Genomic DNA, 21058 nt, shown 5'->3' on the forward strand with positions numbered 1-21058 from the left:
GCTGCTTGCGTTGCCGCTTGCCGTGTCGATGGAGGCGCATTATAGGGAGTGAATTCGTTCTGGCAACCCCTCCCCTGCAATAAAATTGCAAAAAACTGCACTTTTTTAGTTATTCATATCCAAACACAGCTTTTATACAAACTTATCCACAGAAACCAGCACCGAATTGCTAGTATGGCTGAAAACAAGGAGGCCAAGATGGACTTGCGACTGAGACCCTACAAGGGAAAACGCCCGCAACTGGGCAAACGGGTATATGTGGACCCCTGCGCCACCCTGGTGGGCGATATCGAACTGGGCGACGATGCCAGCATCTGGCCCATGGTGACCGCCAGAGGGGACGTCAACCACATCCGCATCGGTGCCCGCAGCAACATTCAGGACGGCACAGTGCTGCACCTGACCCGCAAGAGTGCCAGCAACCCCGGCGGCTATCCGTTGTTGATCGGGGAAGATGTCACGGTCGGCCACAAGGCGATGCTGCATGGCTGCACCATTGGCAACCGGGTGCTGGTCGGCATGGGTGCCATCCTGCTGGACGGGGCCGTGGTCGAAGATGATGTGATGATCGGTGCCGGCAGTCTGGTGCCACCGGGCAAGCGACTCGAGGCCGGCTTTCTTTATATGGGTAATCCCATCAAGCAGGCGCGCCCTCTCAAGCCGGCCGAGATCGCCTTCCTCAAGACCTCGGCCGACAACTATGTCCTGCTCAAGGACGAATACCTGCAAGAGGTCTGAATCCAGATAGTCACAAACAGGAAGCCCGGCATGAGGCCGGGCTTCGCTTTTTATATAGCTATATAGGTGTCGATGACGACTGCCAGCGATCAGTGGGCCTGATCCCAGTTGTCACCGGTGCCCGCTTCGACCACCAGCGGCACATGCAGCTCGGCGGCGGCTGACATCTTCTCCTTGATGATGGCGATGTACTCCTCCAGCTTCTCTTCGCGGATCTCGAACACCAGTTCATCGTGCACCTGCATCAGCATGCGGATCGACTCGTCTTCAATGCCCCGGATCCAGCCATCCACGTTGATCATGGCGCGCTTGATGATGTCGGCGGCCGTACCCTGCATGGGGGCGTTGATGGCGGCCCGTTCCGCGGCCTTGCGCAGACCGGCGTTGCGCGACTTGATGTCCGGCAGATAGAGACGGCGACCGAACAGAGTCTCGACATAGCCCTGGGCATCCGCCTGCTGGCGGGTGCGCTCCATGTACTCCAGCACGCCCGGGTAGCGCTCGAAGTAGAGATCCATGTACTTCTGCGCCTCGGCACGGCCGATCCCCAGCTGCTTGGCCAGACCGAAGGCGCTCATACCGTAGATGAGGCCGAAGTTGATCGCCTTGGCGCTGCGACGCATGTCGCTGGTCACCGCATCCAGTTCAACCCCGAATACCTCGGCAGCGGTCGCCTTGTGGATGTCCTTACCCTCGGCGAAGGCGGTCAGCAACCCCTTGTCACCGGAGAGGTGCGCCATGATCCGTAGCTCGATCTGGGAGTAATCCGCCGCCACCAGCTTGTAACCGGCGCACGGAATGAAGGCCTGCCGAATACGGCGCCCCTGTTCGTTGCGCACCGGGATGTTCTGCAGGTTGGGATCGGTTGACGACAGTCGACCGGTCGCCGCCACCGCCTGATGATAGGAGGTGTGCACCCGCCCGGTCTGCGGCTTGATCATCAGCGGCAGCTTGTCGGTGTAGGTAGACTTGAGCTTGGCAAGCCCACGGTGCTCCATCAGCAGTTGCGGCAGCTCATAGGTCTCCGCCAGCTCCGCCAGCACCTCTTCCGCTGTGGATGGCGCTCCCTTGGGGGTCTTTTTGATGATCGGCAGTCCCAGCTTGGTGAAGAGGATCTCCCCCAGCTGCTTGGGTGAGGAGAGGTTGAACTCCTGCCCGGCCAGCTCGTGAGCCTGCTTCTCCAGCTCTGCCAGCCGCACTTCGATCTCCTGGCTCTGCTGATGCAGCAGCTTGGGCTCGATGGTGGTACCGAGTCGCTCCATCCGCGCCAGCACCGGCAGCAGCGGCAGTTCGATCTCGCTGAACACCTTGGCGAGACCCGGCTCCGCAGAGAGCTTGCCCCACAGCGCCTGATGCAGACGCAGGGTGATGTCGGCATCTTCCGCCGCGTAAGGGGCCGCCTGCTCCAGTTCAATCTGGTTGAAGGTGAGCTGCTTCACCCCCTTGCCGGCGATGTCTTCGAACGAGATGGTCTCGGCATTCAGATACCTGCGGGCCAGCGAATCCATGTCGTGGCGGCTGGCAGTGGAGTTGAGCACATAGGACTCGAGCATGGTGTCGTAGGCGATGCCCTGCAGCTCGATGCCGTGGTTGAGCAGCACGTTGCGATCGTACTTGAGGTTCTGCCCCACCTTGAGGCGGGCAGGATCTTCCAGCAGCGGCTTGAGCTTGCCGAGTACCACGGCCTCGGTCAGCTGTACCGGCGCCCCCAGATAGTCGTGGCCGAAGGGCACATAGGCCGCCTTGCCCGGTTCGATGGCAAAGGAGACGCCAACGACGCGCGCTTCCATATAGTCGAGACTGGTGGTCTCGGTGTCGAAGGCAAACAGCGGTGCCGCCTGCAGGCGTGCCAGCCACTCATCAAATTCGGCCTCGTCCAGAATGCAGCGGTAGTCGGTTTCGATGGCGGCAGCCGGGGCGGCGCCTTCCTCATCTCCCTCGGCGCCGCTCTCCTCGCCACCGGACTCCAGCTCTTTGATCAGGTTGCGCAGCTCATACTCGCGATAGACCGCCAGCAGGGCCTCCTTGTCGATGGGGCCAAGCTCCAGCTCTTCCAGGCTCTGCTCCAGCTCAACGTCGGTCTTGATGGTGGCCAGCACATAGGAGAGGCGCACCTGCTCCTCCTGCTCGCGGAACTTGTCGGCGAACGCCTTGGAGCCGCGAAAGCCCAGCGCCGCCACCTTGTCGAGGTTGGCGGCGATCTCGTCGATGCTACCGATCCCCTGCAGCAGGGCCAGCGCGGTCTTCTCGCCGACGCCGGTCATGCCGGGGATGTTGTCCACCTTGTCTCCCATCAGAGCCAGGTAGTCGATGATGAGCTCTGGCGGTACGCCGAACTTCTCGATCACCCCTTCCCGATCGGTCTTCACGTCCTTCATGGTGTCGATCAGGGTGACATGGTCGGAGACCAGCTGGGCCATGTCCTTGTCGCCGGTGCTGATCAGCACCGGCAGCTGTTTCTCGGTCGCCTGACGGGCCAGGGTGCCGATCACATCGTCCGCCTCCACTCCCTCCACCATCAGGAAGGGGAAACCCATCGCCTTGATCATCTGGTGGATGGGGGCGACCTGGCTGCGCAGATCGTCCGGCATGCTGGCCCGGTTGGCCTTGTATTCGGGATAGATGTCGTCGCGGAAGGTCTTGCCCTTGGCATCGAACACCACGGCCACGTGGCAGTCGGGGTACTGCTTGCGCAGGCTGCGCATCATGTTGGCCATGACACGGACGGCGCCGCTCGGCAAACCGGTCGAGGTGCGCAGATCGGCCTGCTGAGAGGCAAAGAAGGCGCGGTAAAGATAAGAGGAGCCGTCGACCAGAATAAGGGGATTGCTAGGGGCCATGAAATCGTCCTGCCAGAGATAAACAGCCGCTAGGATGCCACAGGGCCCCCCTCACACCAAGAGGGGGGGCGACCCGGCCGAGGGAGCCTCATCGACTGCCACGCTGTGGATAACTCTGTGCTCAAAAATGGAGTGACTGATGAAGCTCAGTGAAACCACTGTGGATAAAAAATGAAAAATGCATATATAACAATGATTTGAGATCATTAAAACCGATCGCCAGACCGTTGAAATGATCTCGATCAATGTGGAAAAAGATTTAAGGGAGTAAACGCGGCAGGATCCGAAACGAAACAATCCTAGCACAGCAAGATGACTTGACCAGCGGAGGACGAACGATAACCATACAAAAGTACAACAATCCATCCTGGCTCACATTTTCAACAACGAGGAGTCTGTCATGAAAAAAGTGGCCGTGATCTTGAGTGGCTGTGGCGTCTTTGACGGGGCCGAAATCCACGAGGCCGTGATCAGTCTGCTGGCACTGGCCCGTCAGGGAGCAACGGTTCAATGCTTCGCCCCGAACGTCGCGCAGTTGCATGTCATCAACCACCTGACCGGCGAGGTCAGCGAGGGGGAAAGCCGCAACGTGCTGGTCGAAGCAGCCCGCATCTGCCGCGGCCAGATCAAGGACGTGGCCGAGCTGGATGCAGCCGACTACGATGCCCTGCTGGTGCCGGGCGGCTTCGGCGCCGCCAAGAACCTGTGCGACTTCGCCATCAAGGGAGCCGAGTGCCAAATCCAGCCGGACGTGTTGAAGGCGTGCCAGAGCTTTGCCAAGGCCAACAAGCCGGCGGCCTACATCTGCATCGCACCAGCCATGATCCCGCTCATCTACGGCGCCGGCACCTTGGCTACCATAGGCCATGACGAGGGCACCGCCAACGCCATCGAGGCGATGGGGGGCAGCCATCTCAACTGCCCGGTCAACGAGTTCGTGGTGGATCAGGAGCGCAAGGTGATCTCCACCCCCGCCTATATGCTGGCCAGCAATATAGTGGAGGCCGCGGACGGCATCGAGAAGACCGTCAAGCAGCTGCTGGCGCTCTGACTGCCAGATTGACCCAAACAAACGGGCCGCTCATGGAGCGGCCCGTTTTCAATTCTCGCGTATAGCGACGGATTAGATGCTTTCGCCCATCTGATCCATCTTGCCCAACAGGGCACGCAGACGCTCTTGCCAGGCAACGTGCTCGTTGCGCAGCTGATGGTTCTCGTCTTGCAGCTTGCTGTTCTGCTCTTTCAGCTCATCCAGCTCCATCTTCAGCAGGGAGATGTTGTCGACGGCGGATTGTACTTTGGATTCGAGTTGCTCAAGGACTTCTAGTGACATATGCATACCTGTATGTTCAATTGCGATGCCCCACAGAGGGCGATTCAAGCGCGTGAAGCCAGCATACCCTGATGGCATCGGCACAAACAAGCCGGTGCGCTGTAAAATGCGCCTTCCATGGATGTATTGACTAAATATGCGTCTATTTTTCTCGTATCCTGCGCCGGGGCCACGGCAGGGCCCGCACAAGCCGCCATTGCGCCCGATCTGCTCCTCTATTCACATCAACCGGACTCCTCAGTTGTGCAGGGCGATATAGGCCCCCAGCAGCAGACAGGCAACCCCGTACATCAGCAGGCCGTAGAGCAGGTTGCCGCGCAAAATGGCCCCGGCACTCAGGTTGTAACGGGAGGCCAGCGCCAGGTTAGAACCGGAGAGCGGGCTGGTGCCGGTGGCCAGCCCCCACCCCAGCAAAAAGGTCATGCCAAGCAGGCTGGGATCCGGCGCCAGCGGCCACAGCAGCGGCGCCAGCCCGGAGATGCTGATGAGCGGGTGTACTCCGACGATGGCCACCAGCAGGATCAGCAGCAGGGTGAGCGAGGCCTCCAGCCAGCCGAAGTGATGGAAGAAGGGCAAGCCGTGGCCGCCGCCCAGCTCGAGCACCGACAGCGCGCTGTTGATGCCGGCAGCCAGCAGACCGGCCCCCAGAAACAACACTATCTGACCGCCGATGGCGGGGAAGCGCTCCACCACCTGCCGCTTGAGGGCAGGCCCTCGCCCCGTGCTCGGCATAAAGGCAAACGCCAGCAGCGGCGCCACCAGGGCGATCACCGCCAGGATGCCGAGATCCGGCCAGATCTGCTTGATCAGCAGCACCAGCCCGGCCAGGGCGACCGGCAGCCCCAGGGTCTGCAGCCGCAGCGGGTAGCCGGCAAAATCCGCCACCCCCAGCCGCTCCACCTGCCAGGCGGTCAACCCCATCGCCAGCAGGGTCGCCACCAGCCCGAACGGCAGGATCTGCGACAGCTGCAGACCGGGGGCGTAGGTGAGCGCCACCGCCATGGCGACGAAGAAGGGGGACCAGAAGGCCGCGGCACAGAAGATCCGGCTCAGCACCAGTACCTGACGCCGCTCCAGGGTGCCGCCCCGTTCCAGCCGATCGCCGATGATGAAGAGCACCGAGAGGTTGATGACGGCCCCCAGCAGGTTGAGGCTGGCCATGGTGCTCCACAACCCCTTGCGCCCTTGCCATGAGGTGGTGCCGGTCAAGAGGCCCGAGGTGGCGAGATTGAGGGTGCTCACCGCCGCAAACATGGTGAGCATGTTGATGTTGGGCAGCAGCCAGTCCGCCGGCTGGAGGCTGGCCCCTTGCCAGCAGGAGAAGATCAGCAGGGCCAGTGCCGCCCCGTACAGGGCAAGCGCCTGACGGCGCGCCGCCCCCACCAGCCAGGGCCAGGTGAGCAGGGAGGCTCCCCAGGCGGCGATGGCTGCCGGCCAGGGGGAGAACCCCAGATAGAGGTGCAGCAGGTTGAGCAGCCACATCCCCAGGATCAGATAACCCGACCAGCGCTTGGCCATCGACTCGCCTCGGTCACGGGATCAGAGACACTGATCCATGTCCAGCGACGGCTTCTCGCACTCCGGACGGCCCACGATCTTGGCGGGCACGCCCGCCACTGTGGTGTGCGGCGGCACCGGGTTGATCACCACGCTGCCGGCGCCGATCTTGGCGCCCATGCCCACTTCGATGTTGCCGAGCACCTTGGCACCCGCCCCTATCATCACCCCTTCCCGGATCTTGGGGTGGCGATCGCCGCTCTCCTTGCCGGTACCGCCCAGAGTGACGCTCTGCAGGATGGAGACATCGTCCTCGATCACCGCCGTCTCGCCGACCACGATACCGGTGGCATGGTCAAACATGATGCCCTTGCCGATGCGGGCGGCCGGGTGCACGTCCACCCCGAACACCACGGAGATCTGGTTCTGCAGGTAGAGCGCCAGCGAACGACGCCCCTGGCGCCACAGCCAGTTGGCGACCCGATAGCCCTGCAGGGCGTGGAACCCCTTCAGGTAGAGCAGCGGGGTGGAGAAGAGGTCGACCGCCGGGTCGCGCTCCTGCACCGCGCAGATGTCGGCGGCGACCATGGTCAGCAGCTCGGGCTCGCTGCGCAGGGCCAGCTCGATCACCTCGCGCAGGGCGATGGCGGGCATGGTGGCGCTGTCGAGCTTGTTGGCCAGCTGGAAGCTGAGGGCCGAACGCAGGTTCTTGTGATTGAGAATGGTGGAGTGGAAGAAGCTGGCCAGCATGGGCTCTTCGGTCGCCATGCTCGCCGCTTCTTGCTGAATTTTTTGCCAGGTTCTGGCAACCAGATCATCCATGTTGCAGCCTACTGTTGTTCTGAGGGAGTGCCTTGCTGTTCCTTGTGCACCACGGAGATGGGGTCCATGTGGATGATGACATCCATGCGCTCGAATGCCTGACGAACCGCCAGTTCGGCTTCATCGGCAATCTGATGGGCCTTGACCAGAGGGAGCTGATCGTCCAGTTCCAGATGCAACTGCACGAAGCGGGTCGGACCGGACTGGCGGGTGCGCAGATCATGCACCCCGTGTACACCTTCGACGGCACAGCAGAGGGCCATTATTCTCGCTTGTTCCTCGGCTGGCAACTGACGATCGAGCAGCGCCTGCACCGATTCATAACCGATGTGCAACGCCCCCCACAGCAGGAACAGCCCGATCAGGATGGCAAACAGGCCGTCGGCCCAGTACCAGCCCTGCCCCGCCAGCACCAGTGCCAGCAGCACGCCACCGTTGAGCAGCAGATCGGAGCGGTAGTGCAGCATGTCGGCCTTGATGGCCACGCTGTTGGTCTTGCGGATGACGAAACTCTGGAAGCTGACCAGCAGCAGGGTCAGCACGATGGAGCCGCCGCTGACCCACAGACCCGCCTCGAGCCGCTCCAGCGGCGCCTGTTTGAGCAGGGAGGAGATGCCGTGCATCACCAGCAGCAGCGCGGAGCCCGAGATGAAGGCTGACTGGATCAGCCCGGCCAGCGACTCCGCCTTGCCATGGCCGAAGCGATGCTCGTCGTCGGCCGGTGACAGGGCGTAGCGAATGGCCAGCAGGTTGATGATGGAGGCGCTCACGTCCATGAAAGAGTCGGTGAGGGAGGCCAGCAGGCTCGAGGAGTCGGTCATCAGCCAGGCGATCAGCTTGCCGGTGATCAGCAGGGTAGCGGTGGTGACGGCGGCCATGCTGGCCAGCGTCACCCAGCGGGAATATTGTTGATGGCTCAAAACCGGCTTTCCTCTTGCGGTTAAAAATCTATTATACCCTGACCCCTGCGCCAGTCTGGCGCGAAAAATCAGCGGAATGACTTCAGATGCACAAAATACTCCTGGTCGACGACGATCTCGAGCTGACCCAGTTGCTCACCGAAATTCTGACCCTGGAAGGCTTCCAGGTGACCGTCGCCGAGGATGGCGAAGAGGGGTTGCAGCGGCTGGCCGAACAGCACTTCAACCTGGTCCTGCTGGACGTGATGATGCCCAAGCTCAACGGCTTCGCCATGCTGACCCGGCTGCGCAAGACCCACGACACCCCGGTGCTGATGCTGACCGCCCGCGGCGACAGCCAGGATCGGGTCAACGGGCTGGAGGCCGGGGCCGACGACTATCTGGCCAAGCCGTTCGATGATCGGGAACTGCTGGCCCGGGTGCGCGCCATCCTGCGCCGCACCCAGGGTAGCCAGCCCCAGCGCGGCGGCAGTTCGGACGAGGTGCGCTTCATGGATCTGGTGCTGCAGCCCGGCCTGCAGCAGGCCAGCTGCCACGGCGACCTGCTGGAGCTGACCGCCACCGAATTCGGCCTGCTGGAGTGCCTGTTGCGCAACCCGGGCCAGATCGTCAGCAAGAGCCAGCTTTCCGAGCTGGTGCTGGGCAAGAAGCTGGAACCCTTCGATCGCGCCATCGACATGCACCTGAGCAACCTGCGCAAGAAGCTGCCTGAGCGCACCGACGGCCAGCCCCGCTTCAAGACGGTGCGCGGCCGTGGCTACCTGTGGCTGGAACAGGCATGAGAACGGCCCGCACCTTCAACGGTCTCTCCACCCAGATCTTCCTCTGGTTCTGGTTCATGCTGTTGCTGGTGGTGGCCGCCGTGGTGATCCTGCCGACCCTGGATCCCCGCAACATCATCCCGCTGCCGGCCCACGAGATCGCCCGCCTCAACAACAATCTGAAGGCGCTGCAGAAGGGGGCGGATCCCACTCAGGATTTCGATCTGGCCCAGGCCATCGACGCCGCCGGCCTGCTGCCGGTGGACAACATCTACCTGCGCGATGCCAAGGGGCAGATGCAGTCCAGCACCCGCCTGAGCAAGTTCGTGGTCCGTTTCATGCTCGATTCGGACAACCCGGCCAAGCCCATGCTGGGCAGCGAGCACAAGCGAGCCATCGCCGGCCCCTTCCAGATGAAGCATCGCGGCCAGATCTACCACGTCTACTTCGGCCTCAACGTCGAGAACTCCTATCTGTTCCTGTTCATCCAGATCCTGGATCATCCGATCCAGATCCTCGGCATCGCCATGCTGGTCAGCACCCCGCTCTGCCTGCTGCTGGCCTGGCGGCTGACCCGCCCCATCCTGCAGCTGCAGCAATCGGTCTCCCGGCTGGCGGAGGGCAACCTGGAGGCGCAGATCCCCAACCTGGGGCGGCGGGACGAGATAGGCCAGCTGGCGGATCACGTCAGCCACATGGTCGATACCCTCAAGAACATGATCCAGAAGCAGAAACAGCTGCTCTCCGACATCTCCCACGAGCTGCGCAGCCCGCTCACCCGCATCCAGCTGGCGCAGGCGCTGATCCGCCGCAAGCAGGGGGACAGCAACGAGCTGGCCCGGATCGAATCGGAGATAGGCCGGCTCGACAAGCTGATCGGCGACCTGCTCGATCTGTCGCGGGTGCAACAACATGTGGAGGCGCCGGTGGTGATGCCGCTGGCCGATCTGCTGGAACCCATCCTGGACGACGCCATGTTCGAGGCAAACCAGAGCGGCAAGCAGCTCCGGCTGCCGCCGCTGCCCACCGACTCCCTGCGGATGTGGCCCGATCTGCTGGCCCGGGCGCTGGAAAACCCGCTGCGCAACGCGCTCAAATATGCCCGCGAGTTCATCAAGGTGGACTGGTACCGGGAGGGGCGGGAGTGGGTGATGACCATCCGCGACGACGGCCCAGGCGTACCGGTGGAGCAGCAGCCGCAGCTGTTCCTGCCCTTCTTTCGGGTGGATGATGCCCGCAACGCCAAGACCGGCGGCACCGGACTGGGGCTGGCCATCGCCGCGGAGGCCATCCTGCGCCACGGCGGCACCATCCGCGCCAGCAGCAACCACCCGGCCGGGCTGACCATCACCATCCGCCTGCCCATCGGCTGAGCAGGCCCTTTTCATCCGCCCGGGCGCTGGGTATGCTGGCGCCCTTTTCGCCCCATCAGGACGCCGTCATGCTCGACATCGTGCTCTACCAACCGGAAATTCCGCCCAACACCGGCAACATCATCCGCCTCTGCGCCAACACCGGCTATCGGCTGCACCTGATAGAGCCGCTGGGGTTCGAGTGGGATGACAAACGGGTGAAGCGGGCGGGGCTCGACTATCACGAGTTCGCCGAGGTGAAGCGCTGGCCAAACTTCGAGGCCTTCCTGGCGGCGGTAGCGCCGACACGGGTATTTGCCTGCACCACCAAGGGGCGCACCGCCCATTCGGCAGTGCAGTTTGCCGCCGGGGATGCCCTGTTGTTCGGACCCGAGAGCCGCGGCCTGCCCATCGAGATCATCGAGAGCCTGCCGTTCGAGCAGCGGCTGCGCATCCCCATGCTGCCCCAGAGCCGCAGCATGAATCTCTCCAACGCGGTGGCGGTATTCGTCTACGAAAGCTGGCGCCAGCTGGGCTACCCCGGCTCGCTGCAGGTCTGAGCCGGATCAGCCTGGCTAGATAGCGGGCTCAGGAGGAGGCCTGCGGCGCCTCCCCCGCCCCATGGGGTGAGTGGAGCAGCCGACCATCGCGCTCCAGCTGCCAGCAGAGCCAGCCCAACGTCAGTCCCCGCCCCGCCATCAGGGCCGCCATCGCGGCCCACAAGGCCGCCACGCCCCAGCCCTGACAGAGCCACCAGACCGGGAAAAAGCCGCCGAGGGCCGCCACCAGCATGCTGTTGCGCATCTCCCGGGCCCGGGTCGCCCCGATGAAGACCCCGTCCAGCAGGAAACACCAGACCGCCAGCAGCGGCATGGCGATGAGCCAGGGCAGCTGCGCATTGGCCGCGGCGATCACCGCCGGCAGATCCGTGATGTACCCAATCAGCCGGCTGCCCCCCAGCGCAAACAGCAGGCTGAAGCCCAGCGCAATCAGCAGCGCCCAGCCGAGGTTGAGGCCGATGGCCTCCCGCAGTCCCTGCCGATCCCGCCGTCCGATGGCGCGGCCCACCATGGCCTCCACCGCATAGGCGAAGCCGTCCAGCCCGTAGGAGATGAGCATCAAAAAGTTGAGCAGCACCGCATTGGCGGCCACCGCCACGTCTCCCAACCTGGCCCCCTGCAGGGTCATGAAGGCGAAACAGAGCTGCAGGCAGAGGGAGCGGATGAAGATGTCCCGGTTCAGGGCCAGCAGTCGCAGCAACGCGGGCCACTGGCGCCAGCGCTGCCAGGCCCCCTGCCACGCCGTCGGCGCCAGCCGGCGCAGGTGCCGGCTCACCAGCCAGAGTCCCAACCCGAGCGCGCTGTAGTCCGCCAGCAGCGAAGCGCCAGCCACCCCCTTCACCTGCCAGCCCAGCCCCAGCACGAACCAGGCATCGAGCCCCATGTTGACCAGATTGGTGAAGATCAGCAGCAGCATGGGGCTGCGCGCATCCTGCATGCCCAGCAACCAGCCCATGATCACCAGGTTGCAGAGCGCCGCCGGGGCGCTCCAGATCCGTACCGAGACGTACTCGGCGGCATAGTGCTGCACCTCGGCGGAGCCACCGCTGAGGGCGATGAGGGTGGGGAGCAACGGCAGCAACAGCAGCAACAACGCCAGCCCCAGTGCGATGGCAAGCCCCAGCGCCCTGGCCAGGGTATCGAGCTGGCCGGCCGGGCTGCTGGCGCCATGGGCCTGGGCGGTCAGGCCGGTGGTGGACATCCGCAGAAAGCCGAGCAGCCAGAACAGCAGGTTGATGAGGGTGGCGCCGACCGACACGCCGCCGAGGAACCAGGCCTGGCCGAGATGACCGATCACCCAGGTGTCCACCAGCCCCAGCAGCGGAGTGGTGACATTGGAGAAGACCATGGGCAGGGCGAGGGCAAACACGGCGCGATGGCGGCGCCCGTCTCGCCACCAGGCGGGGGTCAACATGCCGGAGGACGTCCGTTGCTCATCACTATTCGCCATCCAGCCGCACTATCCTGGCAAAGTCCGACACCATGCTCGCCATCACCACCCTGGGCACCCCGTCCTCGCTCAGACGGGGGCGAAACACGGCTTCCAGTTTGCCGGCCGGATTGATCAGCACGATGGAGGCGGAGTGGTCGATCAGGTAATCCTTCTCCCCCTGATCGGCGATGGAGTAGATGAGCCCCAGATTGCGCACGAAGGGAAACAGCTTGTCGTGAGGGCCGGTTGCCGCCTTGAACTCCGGGTTGAAGAAGGCGGTATAGGTCTTGAGGCGGGCCACGTCGTCCCGCTGGGGATCAGCCGAGATGAACACCACCTGGCTGCTCGGAGCTATTTTTTTCAGCTCGGGATAGACGGAACGCAGATCCGCCAGGGTGGTCGGGCAAATATCGGGGCAGAAGGTGTAGCCGACGAACAGGAAGGTCCAGTGGCCGGTCAGGCTGGCCGGCACGAAGGGCTGGCCATCCTGATCGGTGAAGGCAAACGGATTGATGTCCCGCCCCGCCGGATAGTAGTCGGCGTGCTCGGGCAGGGAGGGCTGGCTCCAGTAAAAACCGCCCATCATGCCCCCGACCAGCAGCAGAAACAGCAAGGGGTAACGTGGTTTCACCATAAAAAACAAACCCTTTACGTCGACATGCCCGCCAGCCGGGCCAGAATGAAAGGGCTATTGTAACCCAGTGAGCACCGGGCCGGTCACTCCCTTGTCACGGTTGCCCGTTCGCTGGCCAACTTTGGTCAGAAGATGACGCCAGGGTCTGCAAAGCGACGCCGGATCGCCCAAAACGACAGCCCCACCGGGAGGTGGGGCTGTTGCAACGGGTCAAGGTTGTTGTCGGCGCCGCTCGTGCAGGCGGCGGCTCGAGGCGCGCAGCGGGATGACAGGGGCGGTCCAGAGATCATCGGCCAACCCCTGCTCGTGGTGGCTGTGAAACAGGCGCACCAGGCGGACAATCTTGTCCTTCGGGCACCCCAGCCAGATGGTCCAGCAGGCGCCCTTGTGGTGTACCCAGAGCGCGTAGAAACGGGTCATCCGGTTACCCTTGATGAAACGGGTGATGGAAGAAACGGGCGATGCCAGACCCGGATCCCATGGCGAGCTTGAAGCCATACCTGTCCTCCTTGATCAACAGGTCACGTCGACCGGCACCGTCCACCACCGCAAGGGGCGACCCGATGACTGCCGCGTGTCGACTGCACGAGTGTGCCGCTGTTGTGCCGACTGCCGGCGCCCTGCTGGCCACTCTCCCTTCTATCCCGCTGACGCCTCTGCCCCCGGACGAGGCACACATGCTGCCTGCACCGGGCGCGAAGCGCTTGTTATTCCCTGCTGCCCTCGGGGTTCCTGCCACCAGCGACGCGAAGCTGCGCGTCTTGCCGAGCATCGGGGGGCGGCTCACGCCAGTGAGCCAGCCTTACCAAATGATATATCTGAAATGAATCGCCTGCGGCGAGCGCCCGCAGACAAAAGTGCCGGGTATCAGGATCTGATTGAAATCACGGGGAAAGGAGCGCAGAAACAACAGGGCCTCCCATGGGAGGCCCTGTTGGCACGGATTACATCCAGTCGGCGTTGCGAATGACACCGACCGCCAGCCCTTCTATGGTGAGATGCTGGCTGGCGAGATCCACCTCGATGGGGGAGAGCTCTTCGTTCTCCGGCAGCAGCCACACCTGGCTGCCCTTGCGCTGGAAGCGTTTGACGGTGACATCTTCGTCGAGCCGCGCCACCACCACCTGACCGTTGCGTACCTCCTGGGTCTTGTGCACCGCCAGCAGGTCGCCATCCAGAATGCCGATGTTCTTCATGCTCATGCCCTGCACCCGCAGCAGGAAGTCTGCCCGCGGGTGGAACAGGGCGGGATCCACCTGGTAGTGGCTCTCGATGTGTTCCTGAGCCAGGATGGGCTCGCCGGCAGCCACCTTGCCGATCAGCGGCAGACCGCTCTCTTCCAGCTGCTCTTCCTCTTCGAGTAGCAGGCGGATGCCGCGGGACGTGCCCGGCATGATCTCGATGACCCCCTTTTTGGCCAGGGCCTTCAGATGTTCCTCGGCCGCGTTGGCCGACTTGAAACCAAGCTTCTGGGCAATCTCGGCGCGAGTCGGCGGCATGCCGGTCTCGTTCATGTTCGCCTTGATCAACTCCAGCACTTCGGCCTGGCGGGGAGTAAGGGGTTTCATAGCATGGGCACCTGTCTTTTTATACAGCACACTGGCAGTATATACAGTGCAGTGGCCAAGGCAAGCCGCAGCTGACATTTGTCGCGGCCCTCTGTTCATTTGCCATGGTTTTGATCCCGCGCAGCCGACTCATCGTACCTCTCGGCGACAAGCAGTCGGTGATTTGCTATGCTCACGCCGCATTTTTTTGGAGAGCAGACGCACATGTCCCTTGGACAGAAGATTTCCAGAGCCATCTTGCAATGGCCGGTCAGCGGCTTGGTCAATCACAAGAGCCTGCCGGAAAACCCCATCACGGAACTCAAGCTGGATCCGGCCAGACCCATCGTCTATGCCCTGAAGACCAGCTCGATCACCGATCTGATGACCCTGCAGCAGTGCTGCGAGGATCTCGGTCTGCCCGGCACCTTCACGCCGCTGGAGCTGAACGGCCAGCTGCTGCCGCGCTATGTCTGTCTGGATCGTCCGCCTCCCCTGTTCGGCAAGCGCAGCAAGCCGCTCCCCTTCCTGCAGGAGTTCCACCAGTTGCTGGATTTGCACAAGCAGGATCCGGCACTGGACATCCAGGTGGTGCCCGTCACCCTGTTCTGGGGCCGTGCCCCGGGTCGGGAAGGCGAGGAGGCCTCCGGCTGGAACATCATCAGCAGCCTAGCGCCGAACCGCCTCAAGAAGGCGCTGATCGTGATCCTGAAAGGGCGCGAGAACCTGGTGCGCTTCTCTCCGCCGCTCTCCCTGCGCTACATGGCGGACAAGCACGGCACCGACGAGGCCATCGCCCACAAACTGGCGCGGGTGGCCCGCACCCACTTCAGCCGCCAGCAGCTGGCCGCCACCGGGCCCAAGCTGCCCAACCGCAACCTGCTGTTCAAGCAGCTGCTCGACTCTGGCGTGATCCAGCAGGCCATCGAGGAGGAGGCCCAGCGCGAGGGGATCAGCCTCGATAAAGCCCAGAAACGGGCTCATGGCTACATGGACGAGATCGCCTCCAACTTCTCCTACCGGTTGATCCGGCTCGGCGAGAGCTTCCTCGGCTGGCTGTGGAACAAGCTCTATCGCGGCCTGTCGGTCAACGGCGCCGAAAAGGTGCGCCAGCTGGCCCAGGAGGGTCACGAGATCGTCTATGTGCCTTGCCATCGCAGCCACATGGACTACCTGCTGCTCTCCTACGTCATTTATCACCAAGGCATGGTGCCGCCCCACATCGCGGCCGGCATCAACCTCAACTTCTGGCCGGCGGGCCCCATCTTCCGCCACGGCGGTGCCTTCTTCATCCGCCGCACCTTCAAGGGCAACCCGCTCTACAGCACGGTATTCCGGGAATACCTGAACCTGCTGTTTGCCAAGGGTTATTCGGTGGAGTTCTTCACCGAGGGCGGTCGTTCCCGTACCGGTCGCCTGCTGCCACCCAAGACCGGCATGCTGGCGATGACCCTGCAGGCCATGATGCGCGGACTGGATCGGCCGCTCACCTTCGTCCCCGTCTACCTGGGTTATGAGCACGTGATGGAGGTGAACACCTACCACAACGAGCTCAAGGGCAGCCGCAAGGAGAAGGAGAGCTTCCTGCAGGTGCTCGGCATCCTGCGCAAGCTGCGCAACTACGGCCGCGGCTTCGTCAACTTCGGCGAGCCGCTGACCCTCAACAGCTACCTCAACGAACACGTGCCGACCTGGAAGGAGCACATCGGCGAGGAGGAGCGCCCCGAGTGGATGGCGGGCACCGTCAACCAGCTGGCCGAGCTGCTGATGACCCGTATCAACGGCGCCGCCGCCGTCAACGGCCTGACCCTGAGCGCGCTGGCGCTGCTGGCCGCCGAACGCCATGCCCTCACCCGCGACGAACTGCAGGCCCAGCTCAACACCTATCTGGACCTGCTCAAGCAGGTGCCCTACAGCCCGCACAGCACCATGCCGGCCGAGGATGCCAAGACCCTGCTGGATCAGGCGATGGAGCTCAACAAGTTCGAGGTGAGCGAGGACAAGCTGGGGCAGATCATCAGCCTGGACCGCTATCAGGCGATCCTGCTGACCTACTACCGCAACAACATACTGCACCTGTTCGCCATGCCCTCGCTGGTGGCGGCCCTGATCGAGCGTTGCGAGGGGATCTCCCGCAGCGAGATCGTCGCCCGCTGCATCGACATCTACCCGCTGCTCAAGACCGAGCTGTTCCTGCGCTACGAAGAGGATGAGCTGCCAGAGCTGATCGATGCCCTGCTGGCCGAACTGCAGCGCCAGCAGCTGATCGAGGCCCGCGACGGCGGCTTCTGGGTCAATCCGGTCAACCAGACCCGCCTGTTGCTCCTGGCCGAGAGCATCCAGGAGACCCTGCAGCGCTACGCCATCGTGCTGACCCGGGTGCTGGCCCAGCCCCGTATCGAGGCGGAGCAGCTGGAAGCGGACGGCCTGATGATGGCGGAGCGCCTCGGCACCCTGCACGGCATCAACGCCCCCGAGTTCTTCGACCAGAAGCTGTTCAGCACCCTGATCCACACCCTGCGCAGCGAAGGCTATCTGGATCCGGGCTGCAAGCCGGATCTAGGCCGCTTCCAGGCGCTGGCCGACAACATAGTGCCACTGCTCAGCACCAAGATCCGCCGTACCATTCAGGCGGGCAACCGGACCTGAGCAGGTACACACCAATGAAAAAGGCCGCATGTCGCGGCCTTTTTCATTGGGGAAAACGAGTTCACAGGTAGCTGATCACCACCCCGGCGAAGATCAGCGCCCCCACGTAGTTGTTGTTGAGGAACGCCTGGAAGCATCCTTCCCGCGCCCGCTCCCGGATCAGCCGCTGCTGATAGACGAACAGCGCCGCCGCCGCCAGCAGCGACCAGTAGTAGCTGGATCCCAGCTCGCTCAGCTGGCCCACCAGCAGCAGGATCAGCAGGGTCAGCAGCTGAAGCGCGCCGATGATCCGCTTGTCGTGGCGGCCGAACAGGATGGCACTCGACTTGAGACCGAGCTTGAGGTCGTCGTCCCGGTCCACCATGGCGTACTCGGTGTCGTAGGCGATGGTCCACAGCAGGTTGGCGAGAAACACCAGCCAGGCCACGGCCGGCAGGGCGTTGGCCTGGGCCGCGTAGGCCATGGGAATGGACCAGGAGAAGGCCATGCCGAGCACCAGCTGGGGGATCTGGATGTAGCGCTTCATAAAGGGGTAGCAGACCGCCAGCAGCAGGGCCGCAAACGACAGGCCTATGGTGAGCGGGTTCATGGTCAGCACCAGGGCGAACGAGATGAGCGCCAGCACGGCGAACAGCGCCAGCACCTCCCGCGGCTTGACCTTGCCCATGGGCAGCGGCCGGCCGGCGGTACGCTTCACGTGACCATCGAAGTTGCGATCCGCATAGTCATTGATGACGCAACCGGCGGAGCGCATCAGAAACACCCCCACCACGAACACCAGCAGGGTCCAGAGATCCGGCAGGCCATCGGCCGCCAGCCAGAGCGCCCACAGGGTCGGCCACAGCAGCAGCAGGGTACCGATGGGCTTGTCGATGCGAGCCAACTGCACGTAGGCCAGTCCCCGCTCCTTGGTTAACAGATTCACTCCAGCTCCTTGTTGCATGACAGAGAGGGCAAGAAGAGTTCATGGACCAGCAGTGGCCATTGCCCCAGAAACAGACGGGAACGGCGTCCCCACACGATGCCGGCCGGACACCAGGGATTGCTCGCAATCTCGAAACAGGCCAGTTGCAGGTGATCGCGCCGGGCAGGCTCGTCACCGAAGATACGCTCACCCAGAGGCTGCTCGCCCAGCTCGCGCAAGCCGCTGTCCGGCAAGGCAGCCTCGGCGAACAGGGTCCAGCCCAGCAGGGCCGGCCCACGATCACCGTGCAGGATCACCTCGCGGCACAGGCCAGCCGGATGATCGGCGGCCACCAGCTGCTGCTCGTCGGCATCGAGGGGGACGCTGCGGTTGCCGAGCAGTTGCACCGAAAAGTGGTGATTATGGCGGCGCAGGCGCCGGGTCATGGAGTCCGCCTCCAGCAACCAGGGCAGCAAGGCCTCGGGCGGCTCGCACTGCGCGGGAGTCCGCCAGGGCTCCAGCCGGACAAGGGGAACAGTCAACTCGGACTTCACAGCTTCACCATCCGGAGATTTCCGTTATCAGGTTAAAATCCGGTTTATTATCCGTAAATCAATCGAGAATTGTAAGAACATCCGTGCTTGACGGCCCCGATGGCAACATCAAAAATGGGGTATCTCTTGCTGATGAGCCATCCATATGAAGCTATTCAAATTTCTGCTGGTGTTGTTGCTGAGCTGCGGTGCACTCCAGACCTACGCCTCCGAAGGGGGGGAAGCACCCGCAGAAGGAGAAGCGGCGGCGGCCAAGCCGGGATTCCTCTACCACCTGCTGGATCCCGACATCATCACCAACTACCTGAGCGACGGTAAAACCCTCGGCTACGTCCGGGTGACGGTGGAGCTGATGGCCGAGAACGAGGCCGACCTCAAGCTGCTGGAGCAGCATGACCCCCTGATCCGCGACGCCATCATCCGCCTGATGGGCAGCAAGACCGCCGATCAGATCAAGTCCCTGGTCAGCCGTGAAGACCTGCGCAAGGAGTGCGAGACCCGGGCCAACGAGCTGCTGGTGAAAGAGAGCGGCAAGAAGGCGATACGCGAGCTCATCTTCACCAAATTCCTCTATCAGTAATGTCCCGTCATCACGAGCGGGCCATGCGATCATCCGGGCCCGCTCGCTGTTTTAGAAATGAAAATTGATTACACTAGGGCCCACTGAGTTGTCGAGGTAGTCGGAATGGGCAACAAGACCCTGTGTGAATGGCGTCGCAGCGAGATCCCGGCCGATCTCAAGACCCTGCGCAAAATCGTGCGCAAACCCAAGTTCGTCTGCGGCAAGTGTGCCCGCAGCGCCAACGACAAGAGCTATCTGTGTCAGCCGCTGCGGTTGAAAGAGAAAGAAGCCTGACCGGCTATTGATCGGTCCAGCCCTGGCGCCCCTGCTCGAACAGTCGGCGTGCCTGGACGTCGTTGGGGCAGACCCCGCGGTACTCCTCACCGGAACGGCCCGCCAGATAGAGATGTTCCGGTCGGCAGTACCAGGCCAGCCCTTTCTGGTGTCCCTGTTTCCACAGCTCGGCATCCACCTTCTCGCCGCACTGGGCCTGATGGAACTCGACCCGCTCGGCGGTCAGGCCCAGCTTGCCATCCGCCTCCCCCACCTCGCTCCACACCTTCTCGCACGGATCATCCGAATGGGAGGAACAGCCCCCAAGCAGGGCGGCAAACACTATCACCGAGAGTCGCATAGTCATCCTTGAGTGTCGTTTGGGCAGTTCATTCTAGCCAGCCCGCCGCCGGCCTCCAAGTGCCCGCCCCCATTCCTGTGAGCCGCCCAAAAAAACAGGCGGGCCCGAGGCCCGCCTGTGTATTCAATACGCGGATTACTGGTCGTCGAGAGGGTCATCGTCCTGCCAGCTCTCGTCTTCCCATTCATCCAGCTCGTCCTCCCAGGATTCCGGCTCCCACTCGTCGTCGAGGTCGTAATCCGGCTTGTGTCCACCCATGCTCATTCTCCTTGGATAGTGCACCCGCACTCAAAGTCTATCCAGAAAAATGGGGCTCGCCAGTCAGCGGGAGTTCAAAGTTTGACCAGGGTGCGGCCAGCAATCTTGCCCTGGGTGATGGCCTCGGCGGCCTCCACCACCTGCTCCAGTCCAATCTCGGTCACCGCCTGCGCGAAGAAGCTGGCGGGCAGATCCCGGGCCAGTCGCTGCCAGGCCAGCTGGCGACGTGCCAGCGGGCACATCACCGAGTCGACCCCTTGCAACCGCACGTTGCGCAGGATGAAAGGCATCACGCTGGTGGGCAGATCGAAGCCGCCCGCCAGGCCGCAGGCCGCCACAGCGCCGCCGTAGTTCATCTGGGCCAGCAGCTTGGCCAGCACCTGACTGCCGACACTGTCGATCGCCCCGGCCCACAGCTGCTTCTCGAGCGGCTTGGCAGGCTCCAGCAGCTCGCTGCGCGGCACGATGCGGCTGGCACCGAGCGCGGTCAGCATCTCGCCCTGCTCCTCGGGACGACCGGTCAGCGCCGCCACCTGATAACCCAGCGCGGCCAGCAGTGCGACCGCGGTGGAGCCCACCCCGCCAGCGGCGCCAGTCACCAGGATCTCGCCGCTGTGCGGGGTCACTCCCGCCTCTTCCAGCGCCAGCACGCAGAGCATGGCGGTCAGGCCGGCGGTGCCGATGCACATGGCCTGGCGCTCATCCAGCCCGGCCGGCAGCGGCACCAGCCAGTCGGCCTTGACCCGCGCCTGTTCGGCCATGCCGCCCCAGTGCCCTTCCCCCACACCCCAGCCGGTCAACACTACCTTGTCGCCCGGCTGATAACGCTCGTCGGCAGACTCGAGCACGGTACCGGCGAAGTCGATGCCGGGCACCAGCGGCCACTGGCGCACTATCTTGCCCTTGCCGGTGATGGCCAGCCCGTCTTTGTAGTTGATGGAGCTGTAACTCACCGCCACCCGCACTTCTCCTTCCGGCAGCTGGCTCTCACCCAGCCGGGTGAGGGTCGGTACCGTCTTGCCTTCTTGGTTTTCCAGTAACAGAGCCTTGAACATGGTTGC

22 protein-coding genes are annotated in these 21058 nt (G+C 63.3%); 8 read left to right on the plus strand and 14 right to left on the minus strand.

Going from position 1 to position 21058, the window contains the following annotated elements; all coding sequences use genetic code 11:
- Window positions 1-198: 198 nt before the first annotated feature.
- The gene (locus AB5Y81_RS13155; RefSeq protein WP_279485041.1) at window positions 199-738 is read left to right on the plus strand and encodes a gamma carbonic anhydrase family protein; all 540 of its coding nucleotides are present in this window, start codon (window positions 199-201) and stop codon (window positions 736-738) included.
- An 89-nt stretch (window positions 739-827) separates the two neighbouring features.
- Here the strand turns inward: AB5Y81_RS13155 and polA are convergent, their stop codons facing one another.
- Window positions 828-3578, minus strand: coding sequence for a DNA polymerase I (polA, locus tag AB5Y81_RS13160; RefSeq protein ID WP_279485042.1), 2751 nt, complete (start codon window positions 3576-3578; stop codon window positions 828-830).
- Between the two features lie 400 nt (window positions 3579-3978).
- Between polA and elbB the strand changes: the two genes are divergently transcribed.
- Complete coding sequence (gene elbB, locus AB5Y81_RS13165) at window positions 3979-4629, plus strand: isoprenoid biosynthesis glyoxalase ElbB (protein WP_025202425.1); 651 nt, start codon at window positions 3979-3981, stop codon at window positions 4627-4629.
- A 72-nt stretch (window positions 4630-4701) separates the two neighbouring features.
- Here the strand turns inward: elbB and AB5Y81_RS13170 are convergent, their stop codons facing one another.
- The 4 genes from AB5Y81_RS13170 to AB5Y81_RS13185 form a co-directional block, all read right to left on the minus strand.
- Complete coding sequence (locus tag AB5Y81_RS13170; protein ID WP_005307594.1) at window positions 4702-4911, minus strand: cell division protein ZapB; 210 nt, start codon at window positions 4909-4911, stop codon at window positions 4702-4704.
- Window positions 4912-5148: 237 nt separating this feature from the next.
- Window positions 5149-6429 (minus strand): hypothetical protein, encoded by a 1281-nt coding sequence (locus tag AB5Y81_RS13175; RefSeq protein WP_268037820.1) that lies wholly within the window; start codon window positions 6427-6429, stop codon window positions 5149-5151.
- A gap of 21 nt (window positions 6430-6450) precedes the next feature.
- On the minus strand, window positions 6451-7230 hold the full coding sequence (gene cysE, locus AB5Y81_RS13180; RefSeq protein ID WP_005307587.1) for a serine O-acetyltransferase: 780 nt from the start codon (window positions 7228-7230) through the stop codon (window positions 6451-6453).
- Between the two features lie 8 nt (window positions 7231-7238).
- Window positions 7239-8150 (minus strand): cation diffusion facilitator family transporter, encoded by a 912-nt coding sequence (locus AB5Y81_RS13185; protein ID WP_010635505.1) that lies wholly within the window; start codon window positions 8148-8150, stop codon window positions 7239-7241.
- A gap of 86 nt (window positions 8151-8236) precedes the next feature.
- On the opposite strand from AB5Y81_RS13185, the gene AB5Y81_RS13190 reads away from it, so the two are divergent.
- The 3 genes from AB5Y81_RS13190 to trmL all read left to right on the plus strand — a co-directional run bounded on the left by AB5Y81_RS13190 (window position 8237) and on the right by trmL (window position 10823).
- A complete protein-coding gene (locus AB5Y81_RS13190) occupies window positions 8237-8932 on the plus strand; it encodes a response regulator (RefSeq protein ID WP_010635506.1) in 696 nt (231 codons plus the stop codon).
- On the plus strand, window positions 8929-10284 hold the full coding sequence (locus AB5Y81_RS13195) for an ATP-binding protein (RefSeq protein WP_279485043.1): 1356 nt from the start codon (window positions 8929-8931) through the stop codon (window positions 10282-10284). Before AB5Y81_RS13190 ends, AB5Y81_RS13195 begins: the two co-directional genes overlap by 4 nt.
- Before the next feature lie 68 nt (window positions 10285-10352).
- Window positions 10353-10823: a tRNA (uridine(34)/cytosine(34)/5-carboxymethylaminomethyluridine(34)-2'-O)-methyltransferase TrmL gene (gene trmL, locus AB5Y81_RS13200; RefSeq protein WP_026141165.1), complete on the plus strand. Its 471-nt coding sequence runs from the start codon at window positions 10353-10355 to the stop codon at window positions 10821-10823.
- 28 nt (window positions 10824-10851) lie between these two features.
- On the opposite strand, the gene dinF is transcribed toward trmL, so the two are convergent.
- From dinF to lexA, 4 genes are all read right to left on the minus strand, one after another.
- Window positions 10852-12273, minus strand: coding sequence for an MATE family efflux transporter DinF (dinF, locus tag AB5Y81_RS13205; RefSeq protein ID WP_274438720.1), 1422 nt, complete (start codon window positions 12271-12273; stop codon window positions 10852-10854).
- Window positions 12263-12889 (minus strand): SCO family protein, encoded by a 627-nt coding sequence (locus tag AB5Y81_RS13210; RefSeq protein ID WP_005307570.1) that lies wholly within the window; start codon window positions 12887-12889, stop codon window positions 12263-12265. The genes dinF and AB5Y81_RS13210 overlap by 11 nt, the downstream gene beginning before the upstream one ends.
- Window positions 12890-13099: 210 nt before the next feature.
- Complete coding sequence (locus AB5Y81_RS13215; protein ID WP_005307567.1) at window positions 13100-13387, minus strand: hypothetical protein; 288 nt, start codon at window positions 13385-13387, stop codon at window positions 13100-13102.
- A gap of 446 nt (window positions 13388-13833) precedes the next feature.
- The gene (gene lexA / locus AB5Y81_RS13220) at window positions 13834-14457 is read right to left on the minus strand and encodes a transcriptional repressor LexA (RefSeq protein WP_005307564.1); all 624 of its coding nucleotides are present in this window, start codon (window positions 14455-14457) and stop codon (window positions 13834-13836) included.
- Between the two features lie 204 nt (window positions 14458-14661).
- On the opposite strand from lexA, the gene plsB reads away from it, so the two are divergent.
- Entirely contained in the window at window positions 14662-17085 is a 2424-nt protein-coding gene (gene plsB, locus AB5Y81_RS13225) for a glycerol-3-phosphate 1-O-acyltransferase PlsB (RefSeq protein ID WP_279485044.1), read from the plus strand.
- Between the two features lie 61 nt (window positions 17086-17146).
- Here plsB and ubiA read toward each other — a convergent pair whose 3' ends face one another.
- Together ubiA and AB5Y81_RS13235 are read right to left on the minus strand one after the other, a co-directional pair.
- On the minus strand, window positions 17147-18010 hold the full coding sequence (ubiA, locus tag AB5Y81_RS13230) for a 4-hydroxybenzoate octaprenyltransferase (protein WP_017780823.1): 864 nt from the start codon (window positions 18008-18010) through the stop codon (window positions 17147-17149).
- A complete protein-coding gene (locus AB5Y81_RS13235; RefSeq protein ID WP_005307556.1) occupies window positions 18007-18543 on the minus strand; it encodes a chorismate lyase in 537 nt (178 codons plus the stop codon). The genes ubiA and AB5Y81_RS13235 overlap by 4 nt, the downstream gene beginning before the upstream one ends.
- A gap of 145 nt (window positions 18544-18688) precedes the next feature.
- Here AB5Y81_RS13235 and AB5Y81_RS13240 point away from each other — a divergent pair, with 145 nt between their 5' ends.
- Both AB5Y81_RS13240 and AB5Y81_RS13245 read left to right on the plus strand, forming a co-directional pair.
- The gene (locus AB5Y81_RS13240; RefSeq protein ID WP_042049789.1) at window positions 18689-19123 is read left to right on the plus strand and encodes a flagellar basal body-associated FliL family protein; all 435 of its coding nucleotides are present in this window, start codon (window positions 18689-18691) and stop codon (window positions 19121-19123) included.
- Window positions 19124-19228: 105 nt separating this feature from the next.
- Entirely contained in the window at window positions 19229-19399 is a 171-nt protein-coding gene (locus tag AB5Y81_RS13245) for a hypothetical protein (RefSeq protein WP_005307551.1), read from the plus strand.
- A gap of 4 nt (window positions 19400-19403) precedes the next feature.
- Here the strand turns inward: AB5Y81_RS13245 and AB5Y81_RS13250 are convergent, their stop codons facing one another.
- From AB5Y81_RS13250 to AB5Y81_RS13260, 3 genes are all read right to left on the minus strand, one after another.
- Window positions 19404-19739 carry a DUF2799 domain-containing protein gene (locus AB5Y81_RS13250; RefSeq protein ID WP_026141475.1) on the minus strand — a complete coding sequence of 112 codons (336 nt, stop codon included), beginning with the start codon at window positions 19737-19739 and terminating at the stop codon, window positions 19404-19406.
- 135 nt (window positions 19740-19874) lie between these two features.
- A complete protein-coding gene (locus AB5Y81_RS13255) occupies window positions 19875-19997 on the minus strand; it encodes a hypothetical protein (RefSeq protein ID WP_005307545.1) in 123 nt (40 codons plus the stop codon).
- A 74-nt stretch (window positions 19998-20071) separates the two neighbouring features.
- Window positions 20072-21052, minus strand: coding sequence for an MDR family oxidoreductase (locus AB5Y81_RS13260; RefSeq protein WP_024943260.1), 981 nt, complete (start codon window positions 21050-21052; stop codon window positions 20072-20074).
- Between the last annotated feature and the right edge of the window lie 6 nt (window positions 21053-21058).

It is taken from the genome of Aeromonas sp. s2 (assembly GCF_040907935.1).
Lineage (GTDB): Bacteria > Pseudomonadota > Gammaproteobacteria > Enterobacterales > Aeromonadaceae > Aeromonas > Aeromonas dhakensis.

Bases quoted from the DNA above. Each gene is read 5' to 3' on its own strand.
- AB5Y81_RS13155 (WP_279485041.1), top strand. From the start codon at position 199: ATGGACTTGCGACTGAGACCCTACAAGGGAAAACGCCCGCAACTGGGC.
- polA (WP_279485042.1), bottom strand. From the start codon at position 3,578: ATGGCCCCTAGCAATCCCCTTATTCTGGTCGACGGCTCCTCTTATCTT.
- elbB (WP_025202425.1), top strand. From the start codon at position 3,979: ATGAAAAAAGTGGCCGTGATCTTGAGTGGCTGTGGCGTCTTTGACGGG.
- AB5Y81_RS13170 (WP_005307594.1), bottom strand. From the start codon at position 4,911: ATGTCACTAGAAGTCCTTGAGCAACTCGAATCCAAAGTACAATCCGCC.
- AB5Y81_RS13175 (WP_268037820.1), bottom strand. From the start codon at position 6,429: ATGGCCAAGCGCTGGTCGGGTTATCTGATCCTGGGGATGTGGCTGCTC.
- cysE (WP_005307587.1), bottom strand. From the start codon at position 7,230: ATGGATGATCTGGTTGCCAGAACCTGGCAAAAAATTCAGCAAGAAGCG.
- AB5Y81_RS13190 (WP_010635506.1), top strand. From the start codon at position 8,237: ATGCACAAAATACTCCTGGTCGACGACGATCTCGAGCTGACCCAGTTG.
- AB5Y81_RS13195 (WP_279485043.1), top strand. From the start codon at position 8,929: ATGAGAACGGCCCGCACCTTCAACGGTCTCTCCACCCAGATCTTCCTC.
- trmL (WP_026141165.1), top strand. From the start codon at position 10,353: ATGCTCGACATCGTGCTCTACCAACCGGAAATTCCGCCCAACACCGGC.
- dinF (WP_274438720.1), bottom strand. From the start codon at position 12,273: ATGGCGAATAGTGATGAGCAACGGACGTCCTCCGGCATGTTGACCCCC.
- AB5Y81_RS13210 (WP_005307570.1), bottom strand. From the start codon at position 12,889: ATGGTGAAACCACGTTACCCCTTGCTGTTTCTGCTGCTGGTCGGGGGC.
- AB5Y81_RS13215 (WP_005307567.1), bottom strand. From the start codon at position 13,387: ATGGCTTCAAGCTCGCCATGGGATCCGGGTCTGGCATCGCCCGTTTCT.
- lexA (WP_005307564.1), bottom strand. From the start codon at position 14,457: ATGAAACCCCTTACTCCCCGCCAGGCCGAAGTGCTGGAGTTGATCAAG.
- plsB (WP_279485044.1), top strand. From the start codon at position 14,662: ATGTCCCTTGGACAGAAGATTTCCAGAGCCATCTTGCAATGGCCGGTC.
- AB5Y81_RS13240 (WP_042049789.1), top strand. From the start codon at position 18,689: ATGAAGCTATTCAAATTTCTGCTGGTGTTGTTGCTGAGCTGCGGTGCA.
- AB5Y81_RS13245 (WP_005307551.1), top strand. From the start codon at position 19,229: ATGGGCAACAAGACCCTGTGTGAATGGCGTCGCAGCGAGATCCCGGCC.
- AB5Y81_RS13250 (WP_026141475.1), bottom strand. From the start codon at position 19,739: ATGCGACTCTCGGTGATAGTGTTTGCCGCCCTGCTTGGGGGCTGTTCC.
- AB5Y81_RS13255 (WP_005307545.1), bottom strand. From the start codon at position 19,997: ATGGGTGGACACAAGCCGGATTACGACCTCGACGACGAGTGGGAGCCG.
- AB5Y81_RS13260 (WP_024943260.1), bottom strand. From the start codon at position 21,052: ATGTTCAAGGCTCTGTTACTGGAAAACCAAGAAGGCAAGACGGTACCG.